Raw genomic sequence first — 14,774 nt, forward strand, 5'->3', positions numbered from 1 at the left:
GACGATACTCTTTCGTATAATAGTTATAATAAGAAAGGGAGGTTTTAGTTATGAAGAGGAAATCGACAGCAATTTTATTAACCTTTGCTATGGTGCTTTCTCTTGCAGCATGTGGAAACAAAGGGGATACAAAGGATGACAGTGGAAAATCCACACCCAAAGAGAAGAGTGATGGTGTAACTCTGGATATTACGACCACTTTTGCAGGAAATGATACGAATGCTCAGAATTTTAAGGATGCCGTAGATGGCTGGCAGAAGGAGACAGGCAACAGCGTCAATGATTCATCTGCAACTTCTGATGAGACCTTTAAAGCCAGGGTGGCTGCAGACTTTGAGGTGGGTTCTGAACCGGATGTACTGTTCTATTTCAACGGTATGGACTCTAACTCATTTGTAGAAGCAGGCAAGGTGATCTCTATTGATGAGATCCGCAAAGAATATCCGGAATATGCCGACAATATGAAGGATGAACTTATGGGGGCATCTCCGGTGGACGGTGTGAATTACTCTGTTCCGGTAAATGGATACTGGGAAGGCATGTATGTGAATAAGTCTGTATTGGAGGCCGCAGATGTTGAAGTACCTGACGCGGATACTACCTGGGATGAATTTATGGAAGATTGTCAGAAGATTAAGGATGCGGGATATACACCGGTTGCGGCTTCACTTGCACAGATTCCCCACTACTGGTTTGAATTCACTATATACAACCAGCTTTCACCGGCAACCCATAATGTACTGCCGGAGAGCGTGGATGACGAACATGGAAAGGCATGGGCAGCCGGCATTGGTGATATCAAGACAATGTATGAAAAAGGTTATTTCCCGGACAACACTCTTTCAGGAACGGATGATGAGACATTCCAGGCATTTTTGGATGGAAAAGCAGCATTTTTGATTGATGGTTCATGGAAACTTGGCGGGATCGAGGAAGCTACAGATGATGTAGATAACTTTACAGTCACCTATGTTCCGGCAAAAGGTGATCGGAAGGCAACGGATATTATTGGCGGTCTTTCTTCTGGATATTATATAACAAAAAAAGCCTGGGATGATCCGGAAAAGAGAGAGGCCGCAGTAAGCTTTGTGGAGTACATGACAACCAATGAGATGGTATCAAAATTTGCACAGACATCAGCAACGGCATTGAAAGACGGTGCTACTGTGGATGAAAGCCAGCTTAGCAGCCTGGGAAAATCGGGACTTGAGATGGTAAACGGCATCACCGGAATTGCAGGTGCAGTGCAGGATCAGATTCCTACTGAGTGCAGAGTTCCGGTATTCGACGGCATGCCAAACCTGGTAACAGGAAAAGTAGAAATAAAGGATGCAGTATCCGAGGTTTTGACACTTATAAAAGATTATACTCCTGAAGAATCGACGCAATAGGTGATACATCTGGCTGTCGCACAAACCGGTGTGACAGCCTTTTCTATAATTGTCATTTGGCACTTAAAAGGAGAAACATTATGTCTAATATTTATAAAAATAAAAAGCCGTTGTTCTTTTTCCTGTTTCCGGCATTTTTGTTCATGATAGTATTTCTGTATTACCCATTTATAAAAAATATCATTAACAGTTTTCAAAATATCAGAGGATTGGGTACGGCGGCAAAGGGATGGAATGATCCTTGGTATTTGAATTTCACCAGAATGGTGGAAGATGAAAATATGAGAATTGCACTTAAAAACACGCTGATTATGATTCTTGTAACGATTGTAGGTCAGGTCGGGATTGCTCTTTTTCTGGCGGTTCTGGTTGACAATGTAAAACATGGAAGCAAGTTTTTTAGAATTGTATTTTTCTTTCCGATTGTAATTTCGGCTACGGCACTTGGATTACTTTTTAATTTGATTTTCCTATATGACAAAGGCATGATTAATCAGCTGTTTGGAGCGTTGGGGTCTAAAGAACTGATAGACTGGAAAAATGAAGCACATGCATTGATAACGATGATGATTCCTGTAACCTGGCAGTATGTGGGATTCTACTTTATTATCTTGGTTACCGGATTAAACAATATATCTGATGAACTTTATGAGGCGGCTGCGATTGACGGTGCAGCCAAAATACAGAGAGTCCGCTATATTACTCTTCCTTTGCTGCACAACGTAATCTGCACCTGTATCGTGCTGGCAGTAACCGGCGCTCTTAAGGTCTTTGACCTGCCTTGGGTAATGTTTCCAAAGGGAATACCTTTCGGCCGGACATGGCTGACCGGAACGTATATGTATTATCAGGTGTTTAATGTATCGGACGTGGACTACAGCAGCACAATAGCAATTCTGATTGTAGTTCTGGGAGTAATTCTTTCAAAAGTTGTCAATGCAATTTTCAAAGAAAAAGATTACTAGGAGGAAAAGTCATGAAGAAGAAAAAGCTTCACCCCGGGCAGGCAGGTATCTTTGTGTTACTTTCACTCTGGGCACTAACTACAATTTATCCTATTATATGGGTTGTGCTGAACTCCTTTAAGGATAAAAAAATTATTGTATCAGATTCGTTTTCACTTCCTCTTGGGAAAAGATTCTCCATGGATAACTACCGGCTGGCTTTCGAACGGCTGGACGTGTTCGGTGCTTACCGAAACAGTCTGATTATTTCCATTACTGTAGCACTGGTGGTAATTGTGCTGGCGGGGATGGCGGCTTACGTACTTGTGCGGTATACATTTCTGGGAAGAAACTTACTAAACAATATGGTAATAGCCGGCATGATGTTTCCTGTCTTTGCCACTATCATACCGGTCTTCCAGCTGATGTCGCGCTGGGGAATTGTGAACACTCCTGTTTTGTGGAAGTCTTTGCTGGCTACGGCACTGCCCCAGATTGCAGGAAATATGTCTTTTGCTATTGTCGTTTTAAGCGGCTACATCAAAGGACTGCCGGTAGAGTTGGAGGAGGCAGCTTACATAGAGGGTGCAAATATTTTTCAGATTTTTGGAAAGGTTATAATGCCACTTTCGAAGCCCTCCTTTGCAACCGTAGGAATTTTTAGCTTTCTCTGGAGCTATAATGATTTGTTTACACAGACATTTATGCTGCGGGGAAACCAGTATGGAATTACCAGGCTGTTAAATGAGCTGACATCCAGAGAGGGAACCAATTATGGACTAATGGCTGCAGCGGTTACGCTGGTAGTTATTCCTATACTAATCGTTTACATTTTTCTCCAGAAGTATATAATTAAAGGTATGACAGCGGGAGCAATTAAAGGATAGTTGTGCCTGCAGCCAAAGGGTGCAGAGGTGTGAGATGTATAAAGTGGTTTTGATTGATGATGAGCCTGTGATACTGGAGGGAATGACCAGGGGCATGAACTGGGAAAAGTGGAATTGCCAGGTGGTGGGAACTGCCGGCAGCGGAAAAGAGGGCCTGGAGTTAATAGAGAAAGAAAAGCCTCATATTGTGTTTACAGACATTGCAATGGCACAGATGGACGGACTTACCATGCTGGCAGGAATCAAAGCGCAGTATGATCAGATGCAGGTCTGTATCCTGACAGGTTACCGGGATTTTGATTATGCACAGAAGGCTATCCGCCTTGGGGTCGCCAGATTTTTGCTGAAGCCCTCCAAAATGGATGAACTGGAAGAGGCTATGGAAGTGATGACAGGCCGCCTTAAGGAACACCAGCCGGCTGAACTGCTGGAAGGAACAAAAAAGAAGGATATTCTGAATTCTCCGGCTAATAACTTTATTGTAAAAAATGCTCTTGTATATATCAAAGAAAATTACCGGGAGAAACTAAAGCTTTCAGATGTGGCTGAGCATACATATGTAAGTCAGTGGCATTTGAGTAAACTCTTAAATCGGCAGACCGGAAAAAGTTTTTCTGATATTTTGAACAACACCAGGATTGATAAGGCTAAGGAACTTTTGAAGGATCCCTCACTGAGAATCGGAGATATAGCGGAGGAAGTTGGCTTTCTGGATATTGCACACTTTTCACGGGTATTTAAGAAAATAACAGGAATATCCGCCAATGAATATAGAAACAAAATATAGCGAAACAAACAGACGATAAGACCCACAGCAGTTTCAAGACATTGCTGTGGGCCTTTTTAAGTAAAAGAGGAAAATACTTGAATTTTGAGTAACTTATGATTATAATTATAAAAACGGATTTAAAAAACGATTTTATAAATAAAAGATCCGATCTATAGAGGGAGGGCAGAATGATAAGACAAAAAACATCAGCAAATCTTGAAATAAAAAAAATGAACCGTTCAAATATCTATCACCTTTTACGAAACCATAAAAATCTTTCTAGACAGGATATTGCAAGGGAACTCCGATTAAGTCTTCCTACAGTAATACAAAATCTTGAGGAACTGCAGGATGAAGGTCTGGTCAGAGAATCAGGTTCTATTGGTCACACTGGTGGGAGAAGAGCAAAGTCCTATGCTATAGTTCCTGACGCACGCATTGCGATTGGGATTGATATCACAAGGAATCATATTACAGTTTTAGCAGTGAATCTGGAAGGAACAATTGTGTACAGAACTCGAACAAGAGTACCTTTTCAAAGAACGGATAAATACTATAAAGAAATCGGCAAGATGGTGGAGCAGACAGTGTCTAAGGTAAAGAAGCGTACAAAAGCTATATTAGGAGTTGGAATAAGTGTTCCCGGGTTGATTACTAAGGATAATCAAGAGGTATTTTATGGAAAAATATTGAATTTTACAGGAGCCACATGTTCAGAGTTTTCAAAATACATTCCATACAGGACAGCTTTATTTAATGATGCAAACGCAGCGGGGGTTACGGAAACATGGCTGGGAGGAATCGAAGAAAATGCATTTTATCTGATGCTGAGTAATAATGTAGGCGGCGCAGTTGTGGTGAATGGCTCAGTTTATACAGGAGAAACATTACACGGAGGCGAAGTGGGGCATATCAAAATCCATCCGGGAGGGAAAGATTGCTATTGCGGGCAAAGGGGATGTGTGGATGCCTACTGCTCTGCAACGGTTCTTTCAAATATGAGCGAAGGGAATCTTGAAGACTTTTTTCAAAAACTAAATATGAAGAATCCCCAGGCAATACAGATATGGGAGGAATATCTGGAATCTCTGGCACTTACTATCAATCAACTTCAGACTTTATTTGACTGTACAATTATTCTGGGGGGGTATATGGGGGAATATCTGGATCCTTATATTGAAGATATTCGAAACCGAGTTCAGGCGCTAAGTTCTTTCGATTATGATAAAAGGTATATAAGAGTCAGCAAATACAAAAAGGATGCAATTGCTGCGGGGGCTGCACTTGATTATATTACAGAATTTGTTGATGCTGTTTAACAATTATTATATTAAAAAATAGGCTCAGTCTAATGGCTGAGCCTATTTTTTTGGTTAAAAAGCACAAAAAACTTACACGATTTTAATGAAAAACGACAAAATAAATGTACAATAGAATATTTATACATAATTCAATTGACTTTTTACATTACAAATAATATAATCCGTTATATGAAATGGTTTTATTTATTGGGTTGTATTAATAAAGGAAGGAGGAGATAATAATTTTAAGATGAGGCAGTGAAACCATTCAGTAAAAGGAGCAGAGAGGAGATTGTTATGATAACAGGGATAATTATTGTATTGATTTTTATTGTAATAGCAGTGTTAATGATGATGAGAAAAATCCCGGCAGTTCTGGCACTTCCGGTAATGGCAGTGGCAATAGCAGTGGCAGCCGGACTACCACTCACGGGAGAAGAAGGAATACTTACAAATGTTATATCTAACGGAGCTTTGAAACTTGCAGGTACGTATGTGGCGATTCTATTTAGCTGCTGGCTTTCTCAGATACTTTACCGGACAGGGGTTACGGATGTGATTATTAAAAATGCGGCCGAGCTGGGTGGGGATAAGCCTTATCTTATTTCGTTGGCACTGTGTGCTGTAACAGCATTTTTGTTTACTGTTTTATATGGCACTGGCGCGGTTGCAATGGTAGGAACTATAGTATTGCCTATTATGATGTCTATCGGAATTCCACCGATAGTTGCGTGCAATACATTTTTAGCTGCCATGTCGGCAGGGTATTCGCTGAATCCTGCTAATATAGCGGCTATTACTGGGATAACAGGGGTGGAGGCCAAGGATATTAACCTTTGTGCCGTGATTCTTTTTGCAGCAGGCCTCTTATTTACATTTGTTTATTTAACTTATAGTTTTAAAAAAAATGGTATAAAGTATGCATTTGCCGCTCCTGTTAAAAAAGAGCAGGAAGAGACGGAAGTTAAGAGTATTTATGTGAAAGGATGGCGGGGAGTTCTGGCCTGCCTGACCCCTGTAGTTGTAGTTGCAGTCATGCTGATTTTTAAGCTGGAGGCAACAACCGTATTTGTTATCGGTATTATATGGGCAATGGTATTTACATATAGAGGAAAGTGGTCCAAGTTCTCTAATTTAATCGTACAGAGCTGTTATGAAGGATTTAAAGAAGGCGCACCTACAGTTGCACTGATGTTTGGAATTGGTATGATTTTAAATGCCATGACTGCTCCTACTACACAGGCTGTAATAAAATCATTTATGGTTGCAATTACCCCTCATTCTGCCTGGGGACTGATTGCTTTTGTATGTATTCTCTGCCCACTGGGATTATATAGGGGACCGTTTAATCTGATGGGACTTGGAGCAGGCCTGGCAGCCAGCATGCTGGCAGTAGGAGTACTTCCGGTAGCAGCCTTGTCAGCAGTATTTTACGCGGCTTTCCGTTGGCCTTCTCAGTCTTGCCCAACATCGACACAAGTTGTCTGGGCATCTAACTTTGTTGGGTATGATCCTGTAACAACCTCTAATCCCATGCAGCTTCCAAACTGGATTGTTACGGCGGCAACGGTGATTATACTAACATTTATATATATGTAAAAGGAGACGAAGATGAAGGTTAGAATTGGAATTGATGTGGGAGGAACATTCACAGATGCTGTAGCAATTAATAATGACACTTTCGAGCTGATCGGAAGCGTTAAGATGCCTACGACTCATACAGCTAAAGAAGGTGTGGCGGCCGGCATAGTCAAGGTGCTGAAAGAAATTATGGAAAAATATCAGATTGCTCCAGAGGATGTCACCTTTATTGCCCATGGAACGACACAGGCTACAAATGCACTTTTGGAAGGAGATGTGTCTAAGGTGGGCATCATCACTCTCAGCAGCGGCGTGCAGGGGCTGAAGGCAAAAAGTGATACAACTATAGGAGATATCGAACTGGCGCCAGGTAAATATTTGCACTCTTACAACGCTGTTGTCAATTCTGCCGATCAGGAAGGTTTTGAGAAAAACATAGAAAAAGCACTAGAGGAATTGAAAAGTTCGGGGGCTCAGGCGATGGTGGCAACGGAGGCATTTAGCGTAGACAATCCTGAAAATGAAAATAAAACGATTGAGATTTGCAACCGATACGGATATCCCTCCACGGCCGGAAATGATGTATCTAAGCTGTATGGCCTTAAAGTCCGTACGAGGACCGCTGTAATTAATGGAAGTATTTTACCCAAAATGCTGGATGCGGCTAATATGACAGAGAAAAGTATTAAAGATGCGGGAATCAAATCGCCGTTGATGGTTATGCGCTGCGATGGAGGGGTTATGACTGTGGATGAGGTACGCCACAGGCCGATACTTACTATTTTGTCCGGACCCGCTGCTGGTGTGGCAGGTGCATTAATGTACGAAAAACTGACAGACGGAATATTTTTCGAAGTAGGGGGAACCAGCACGGATATATCCTGCGTTAAAGATGGAAACGTTGCGGTTAAGTATGCGGAAGTAGGGGGACACAAGACTTATCTTACATCGCTGGATGTGCGGACAGTGGGAATCGGCGGAGGAAGCATGATTGAAATTCATAATGCTAAAGTAAAGGACGTAGGCCCCAGGAGCGCCCATATTGCTGACTTAGATTATGAAGTGTTTGCAGATGATGAGGATATTATAGAACCTGTGCTCAAAGCAGTACACCCTATATCTACAGATCCAGAATATGCATATATTGAATGTTCTAATGGTAGGAAATATGCGCTTACACTTTCAGGAGCTGCCAATATTGCAGGTTATGTACCTGAGGACAGCTATGCCAAAGGAAATATCGCAGCGGCAAAGAAAGCCTGGATGCCTTTAGCTAAGAATATGGGTATGAGTGTAGAAGAAACCGCAGAAGAAGTTCTCCGCCTGTCAGCCTTAAAGAATGGGAAAGTTGTAGAAAGCTTCGTCAAAGACTACGGATTGGATAAGAACATGCTGACATTTGTAGGAGGCGGAGGAGGAGCTGCTACAGTGGTTCCTCATTTGGGGAAGAAATTTGGATGCGTCTTTAAGATTGCAAAAAATGCTGCAGTAATATCTCCCATTGGGGTGGCTTTGGCCATGGTGCGGGATATGGTGGAACGTACAATAATGAATCCTACGGAAACAGACATATTGGCGGTGAGAAGGGAGGCCGAGCAAAAGGCAGTTGCATCGGGCGCCAATCCGGAGACGATAGAAGTTAAGGTGGAAATTGATACGCAGCAGCAAAAGGTTCGTGCAATTGCCATAGGTGCGACAGAACTCCGTACCAAAGAATTGACAGGGGCAAGAAAGACGAATGAGGAGATTAAATCACTTGTAGCTGAAAATCTAAAGGTTTCGGATGACCAGGTTAAAATTGCAGCCGACAACGGCAGCATATGTGCGGTCACGAGTGAAATAAAGAAACGTTCTCATCTTTTTTTTACAAAGAAAGTCAGGCCGGTTCGTTTGGTAGATCGAGATGGGGTTATACGACTTCAAAAGAAAAATGCACAGGTACTGTCCTGCCTGGTATCGGAATGGAAGAAAAACGTTAAGTATCTGCTGGAGGAACACACAGTATATGGTGATGGCGGAGCAGAGATTCCAAATATCTATGTAGTATCAGGCAGTAGGATTGTAGATATGGCGGGTATGCAGAGTGAGCCTCAGATTCTTTCTTTATGTGAGGTTGAATTGGCAGGTGCGCAAAGTGATGAGAACCTGATTATGATATGTACAAAAACTACAGAAAATGAAAGAGGCTAAGGAGGACGGCACATGAAGGCGGAATTTCCGTTTCCTGATCGCGTAGGATCCAGGGAAGAACTGGTTCGGGATATTCACTATCATAAGATTCCACAGGAGGATATTTCCCGCATTGCCGACAGAGCCTGGAACACAGGTGTCACGGCTGCAGAAGGTATTCTGGATAAATACCCGGGAAGATCTATCTGGGAAGTGATAAAACAAGAAGGCCTGCATGTAATTAAAGTTGATGAAGATAATGTCATTGGTGGTATGAGGTGTTTCAGTGAATATTATTCAGGGAGAAAGACAATTACCCTTTATCTGAAATCAGTAAAAATGTGGGCAGCAGAAAACAAGTTGTCGCTAAAATATGGAGAGGAATTAATTCTGGCGCATGAGTTTTACCACCATCTGGAGTGCTCTTCGATGGGATTGACATCCGATCAATATATGGTTCCCAGGCTGACAGTTGGCCGACGTAGAATGGGAAAATCAGGGATTCGTGCCCTTTCGGAAATAGGAGCACATGGATTTGCCAGAACCTTTTACGCCGCCGGAAGGCATTGACATTGTATATGATGCACACAGACGAGCAGGAGGTGCGATATGAAAAATGATATGAAAAAAGAAACAATTAAAACTGATGTAGCTGTTGTGGGCGGTGGTCCCGGAGGACTTGCGGCGGCAGTGGCAGCGGCGAGAGAAGGCGCAAAAGTCGTACTGGTAGAGCGGCTGGGGTATCTTGGGGGACAGCTTGGTTCGGGCCTGCCGTTTTTAGCTTTTCTCGATATGCATCAAAGAAGAATTGTGGGCGGAATGGCAGAAGAGTTCGTAGAACGGCTGAAAGAAAAAGACGGGACAGCCGGGCATAAATACTGCCCGTTTCATCTTTCTTCTACGACAATTCATCCATTTTATTCCAGGATTATATGTTTTGAAATGGTAAAGGAAGCTGGAATAGAGCTATTGATGCACTGCGAACTGGTTAAAACGAAAGTGACAGATGGAAGACTCTGCAGCATAACTGTTGCCGGCAAAGGAACAGAAATTGACATAGAGGCGGATGTATTTATTGACGGAACCGGAGATGGGGATGTAGCTTATATGGCTGGAGCAGAATATGAAAAAGGACAGCCAGGGAGTGGGGAACTTCAGCCGCCCTCATTAATGTTTAACTTAAGTGGAGTTGATTTTGAGAGGTTTTGTGATTACATAGAGGAACATCCGGAAGAGCTGCCTTACAATATGGGACTTACTCATATACAACCGGGATATGATGCAGAGTTCTTTCGCAACAATCCGGGACATATATTCTTTGGACTAAACAATACAATCAAAAAACTTCGATCAGAATCAAAGTGTCCTATCGATAGGGATACAGTAATCTACATACGCCAGCCTATACCCGGTACTGTGGCCGTAAATACAATTCGAATCTTGAATTTTGACGGAAGTAATGTTCATGATTTAAGCAGAGGAGAGATGGAAAGCCATCTTCAGATTATACCACTGATTGAAATGCTTCAGGAGCATGTACCGGGATTTGAAAAATGTTATCTGACATCAGTGAATGCAACAATTGGTGTCAGAGAATCCAGGCGGATCATGGGTATAAAAAAATTTACAAAGGAAGATGCTGTTTTAGGAAAGATACCGGAGGATACAATCGGATTGTTTTCTTATTTTATTGATATACATAGTGGTAAAGGCGACAAAACCTACACAAAAACTATAGAGGAACCATACGGAATCCCTTATGGATGTACAGTTGCAAAAGATATTGACGGGTTGATGATGACCGGACGATGTATCAGTGTCGACGCTGTTGCTTTTGGATCGACGAGAATTATGACCTTATGTATGGCAATAGGACAGGGTGCAGGCGTAGGTGCAGCTTTGGCATCTAAGAACAAAATACAGCCGAGAGAAGTTGATACGGAAGAAGTGAGGAAAATTTTGCTCCAAAATGGAGCTATTCTAACATTGGATGAGGCAAAATAACTGGTATTTTTAGAGGAGGTTTTAAGATGTCGATACCTAAAAGGATGAAGGCACTGGTTGCTTATGGAAAGGGTGAGTATATTCTGGAGCCGGATTATCCGACCCCAGAGTGCAGACCTGATGACATTATTATTAAAACGGAGGCGTGCGGTATTTGTGCAGGGGATTTAAAGTGCTTTCACGGGGCATCCATGTTCTGGGGAAATGAAGAGCAGCCAGCCTGGGTGAGACCGCCTTTTATCCCGGGGCATGAGTTCCTGGGAGAAATTGTAGAGCTGGGAGAAAATGTTACGGAATTTAAAATGGGAGAACGTATTACGGCAGATCAGATTGTTCCCTGTGGAAAATGTAAATTTTGCAAAACAGGAAGATATTGGATGTGCCAGCCCCATGATACCTTTGGTTTTCAGAAGAAAAACAACGGTGGTATGGCGGAATACGTCCGCTATCCAAAGACAGCTGTGATTTCAAGAGTTCCCAGTGAGATGTCGCTTGAAAAAGCTCTACTTATTGAGCCTTATGGATGTTCAAAACATGCGGTGGACAGGGCTGAAATTGGCAATGAGGATGTTGTGGTAATATCTGGGGCCGGCACCCTGGGGCTGGGTATGATTACTTATGCGAGAATGAAGAATCCCTCTAAACTGATTTCATTGGATATGGTTGATGAGCGGCTTGAAAAGGCTAAGGAATTCGGTGCAGATATTGTAATGAATCCGGGAAAAGAAAAAGTGGTCGAAAAAATCCTGGAGCTGACAGATGGATACGGGTGTGATATCTATATAGAGGCAACAGGACATCCGTCAAGTGTAAAGCAGGGATTGCATATGGTCAGAAAGCTGGGCACATTTGTGGAATTCAGTGTTTTCGGTGAGGAAACAACAGTGGATTGGTCTATCATCGGAGACCGAAAGGAGCTGGATGTACTTGGCTCTCATCTAAGTCCATATTGCTACCCATTTGTTATTGAAAATATTATGAATGGAAAACTGAAAACAGATGGAGTTGTTTCACATGTATTTGATATTGAAGAATGGGAGAAAGCATTCGAATATGCAGCCGGCGGGCACGGTGATTTTAAGGTGGCAATTAAATTCTGACAAAGAAATCTCACGAGAGCATAAAATTTGCTTTCGTGAGATTTTTCAAATTGACACTGTACAAATCTAACCTCGTGCTCCTAAATTATTTATGTGCGATCACTCTGAGTCTATGATAATCAGCAACCCAGTAATATGTGCAGCTCAGGATTCTGTGGAATAAAGGATATTAAATCTTTTCCTTATTTAGAAACAAAAGATTGCGATTTGTCATATAGAGTACTGTTCGATTCCAAATTTAAACACCTTCCAGATCAAAATACCTAATGAATCTTTATAGCATAGTATAAGTTTACAATGATTTGCATATGCGTTAAAATCAAAATTAAAAGAGAGAGGAGATCAGGTTATGAAGCATCTTGGAACACAAGAAATTGAAACAGAAAGACTGCTTTTGAGAAAGTTTATAATGTCCGATGCCAGAAGTATGTACGAAAATTGGGCTTCGGATAAAGAAGTAACAAAATACCTGACGTGGCCATCCCACAAAGATCTTGAAATAAGCACAGCTATTATAAAAGAGTGGGTTGATTCGTATAAGGAGTGTGATTTTTATCAGTGGGCGATAATCTTAAAGGAAGAAAGTGATTTCCCGATTGGGAGCATTGGTGTAACCCACATAGATGAAAGGGTATCCGTGGCTCAGGTTGGATATTGTATAGGCCGCAAATGGTGGCATAAAGGGATCACTACAGAGGCATTAAGTGCAATTATTGAGTTTTTATTTGACTCTGTAGATATACAGAGAATCGAAGCAAGACATGATCCGGAGAATACTAATTCGGGAGCTGTTATGAAAAAAGCCGGAATGATGTACGAGGGAACTCTTAGAAAGTCTGGTTGGAATAATCAGGGGATATGCGATGCCTGCTATTATTCAATATTAAAGTCAGAATTTTTGGAGTAAGCTTATAGTGCTGTGGAGTGAAATGAATATGCATATTTTAATTGTTGAAGACGAACCGATTATTAGAAAAGAGTTAAAAATTTTATTAGAGAATGCCCTTTATCAGGTGACTGCACTGGAGGAGTTTGACTCGGTGGCAGAGCAGGTGATGCTGCAGAATCCAGATCTGGTTTTGTTGGATTTAAATCTGCCGGGTGCTGCAGGATTTAATATCTGCACGGAAATCAGGAAACAGTCGGAGGTTCCTGTTATTTTTCTGACCGGCAGAACGGATTCTATGGATGAGCTGACAGGAATGCTGAAAGGCGGGGATGATTATATTACAAAGCCATATCAGGCATCCATACTTCTTGCGCGGATAGCCGCAGTCTTAAAGAGGACAAGGGCCTCCAATACGAAAGAATCCACAGTTTTGACCTGTCATGGAGTACGGCTGGATCTTGCGCATACCTGTCTGGAATATGATGAAAAATGCGTGGATTTATCTAAAAATGAGCTGAAGATTTTACACTATCTGTTCCGGCATAAGGGAGAGGTAGTACTGCGTTTGGACTTGATTGAGTATTTATGGGATAATCAGGTGTTTATTGATGATAATACCTTAAGCGTAAATGTGACTCGTATCAGGGAGAAATTAAAAAGCATCGGAGTAACCGGGCTAATTGAAACGAAGAGAGGGATGGGATACAGAGTATGAGGCTGCTTGATTTTCTTAAGGATAAATTTTTGCTCATATTGTTACATGTTTTCTGTATGTGTGTAATGGGTATATATCTGCATATAACAGGCTATTCTTCTTCTGATCTTATATTGATTGAGATATTCTGGGTGCTTATAGTGTGTATGTGGCTGCTGGTAACGTTTATCCAGAGACACCATTATTTCTGCCGGATAGAGAAGATGCTAAATCAGCTTGATCAGCGCTATCTTCTGGGTGAAATGCTGCCCGATTCCTATCGTCTTGAGGATAGACTGTACAGAGAGATGATTCGAAAATCTAATAAATCAGTTATCGAAAGGATACATCAGATTGAAGATGAGAAGAAAGATTACAGAGAATACATAGAAAGCTGGGTCCATGAGATAAAGACGCCGATTACGAGTATTGCACTGACATGTGAAAACCGCAGGATGGGCGATGTAGAGGAATTCCGGACCATAGGACTGGAAAATCAGAAAATTGAAAACTATGTGGATATGACACTTTATTATGCCCGATCAGATGAGGTGTACAAGGATTATTTGATTTCCGAGACAAATCTTGAGGAAGTAGTATACGAGGTGTTAGTGAAAACCCGCGGTTATCTGATTCAGAACCAGGTGCAGGCAGAAGTGGATTGCCCGGATTTAGTATACACAGATAAAAAATGGGTCGCATTCATATTGAACCAGATGATTCTGAACAGCGTCAAGTACCGGGGAAGTGCTCCGATGCTTAAAATCTATACAACAAAACAGGCACAGGGGGTCTGGCTGACGTTGGAAGACAACGGAACAGGCATTGGGGAAAATGATCTGCCACGTATTTTTGAAAAAGGATTTACGGGCAGCAACGGGCGCAGTCATGAGCGTGTTACAGGTATGGGACTGTATCTGTGCCGAAAACTGTGTCAGAAACTTGGAGTTGAAGTCTGGGCGGAGTCTGTAGCCGGAGAAGGAACCCGAATGATTTTGGATTTCCCAATCAGCAGTTATCTTTCAAAAGTGTAAGATAACTGTAA

13 protein-coding genes are annotated in these 14,774 nt (G+C 41.9%); all 13 read left to right on the forward strand.

Annotated elements, in window-relative coordinates:
- Window positions 1-50: 50 nt before the first annotated feature.
- The 13 genes from BN3456_RS04925 (at window position 51) to BN3456_RS04985 (ending at window position 14,763) form a co-directional block, all read left to right on the forward strand.
- Entirely contained in the window at window positions 51-1,391 is a 1,341-nt protein-coding gene (locus tag BN3456_RS04925; protein WP_089983028.1) for an ABC transporter substrate-binding protein, read from the forward strand.
- An 80-nt stretch (window positions 1,392-1,471) separates the two neighbouring features.
- A complete protein-coding gene (locus BN3456_RS04930; RefSeq protein ID WP_347457820.1) occupies window positions 1,472-2,356 on the forward strand; it encodes a carbohydrate ABC transporter permease in 885 nt (294 codons plus the stop codon).
- 11 nt (window positions 2,357-2,367) lie between these two features.
- The gene (locus BN3456_RS04935) at window positions 2,368-3,222 is read left to right on the forward strand and encodes a carbohydrate ABC transporter permease (protein ID WP_089983029.1); all 855 of its coding nucleotides are present in this window, start codon (window positions 2,368-2,370) and stop codon (window positions 3,220-3,222) included.
- A gap of 34 nt (window positions 3,223-3,256) precedes the next feature.
- Complete coding sequence (locus tag BN3456_RS04940; protein ID WP_089983030.1) at window positions 3,257-4,009, forward strand: response regulator transcription factor; 753 nt, start codon at window positions 3,257-3,259, stop codon at window positions 4,007-4,009.
- A 170-nt stretch (window positions 4,010-4,179) separates the two neighbouring features.
- Window positions 4,180-5,310 carry an ROK family transcriptional regulator gene (locus BN3456_RS04945; protein WP_089983031.1) on the forward strand — a complete coding sequence of 377 codons (1,131 nt, stop codon included), beginning with the start codon at window positions 4,180-4,182 and terminating at the stop codon, window positions 5,308-5,310.
- A 279-nt stretch (window positions 5,311-5,589) separates the two neighbouring features.
- Window positions 5,590-6,891 (forward strand): hypothetical protein, encoded by a 1,302-nt coding sequence (locus BN3456_RS04950; protein ID WP_089983032.1) that lies wholly within the window; start codon window positions 5,590-5,592, stop codon window positions 6,889-6,891.
- 12 nt (window positions 6,892-6,903) lie between these two features.
- Window positions 6,904-9,063: a hydantoinase/oxoprolinase family protein gene (locus BN3456_RS04955; RefSeq protein ID WP_089983033.1), complete on the forward strand. Its 2,160-nt coding sequence runs from the start codon at window positions 6,904-6,906 to the stop codon at window positions 9,061-9,063.
- Between the two features lie 12 nt (window positions 9,064-9,075).
- Entirely contained in the window at window positions 9,076-9,612 is a 537-nt protein-coding gene (locus BN3456_RS04960) for a hypothetical protein (protein WP_089983034.1), read from the forward strand.
- A 39-nt stretch (window positions 9,613-9,651) separates the two neighbouring features.
- Window positions 9,652-11,046 carry an FAD-dependent oxidoreductase gene (locus BN3456_RS04965; RefSeq protein WP_089983035.1) on the forward strand — a complete coding sequence of 465 codons (1,395 nt, stop codon included), beginning with the start codon at window positions 9,652-9,654 and terminating at the stop codon, window positions 11,044-11,046.
- 26 nt (window positions 11,047-11,072) lie between these two features.
- A complete protein-coding gene (locus tag BN3456_RS04970; RefSeq protein WP_089983036.1) occupies window positions 11,073-12,146 on the forward strand; it encodes an alcohol dehydrogenase catalytic domain-containing protein in 1,074 nt (357 codons plus the stop codon).
- Between the two features lie 349 nt (window positions 12,147-12,495).
- Window positions 12,496-13,053, forward strand: a complete 558-nt coding sequence (locus tag BN3456_RS04975) for a GNAT family N-acetyltransferase (protein WP_089983037.1) — start codon at window positions 12,496-12,498, stop codon at window positions 13,051-13,053.
- Window positions 13,054-13,081: 28 nt separating this feature from the next.
- Window positions 13,082-13,750, forward strand: a complete 669-nt coding sequence (locus BN3456_RS04980) for a response regulator transcription factor (RefSeq protein ID WP_089983038.1) — start codon at window positions 13,082-13,084, stop codon at window positions 13,748-13,750.
- A gap of 29 nt (window positions 13,751-13,779) precedes the next feature.
- Complete coding sequence (locus BN3456_RS04985; protein ID WP_242862801.1) at window positions 13,780-14,763, forward strand: sensor histidine kinase; 984 nt, start codon at window positions 13,780-13,782, stop codon at window positions 14,761-14,763.
- Window positions 14,764-14,774: the final 11 nt, after the last annotated feature.

The sequence above is a fragment of the Clostridium sp. C105KSO13 genome (assembly GCF_001517425.1).
Taxonomy (GTDB): Bacteria; Bacillota; Clostridia; order Lachnospirales; family Lachnospiraceae; genus Muricomes.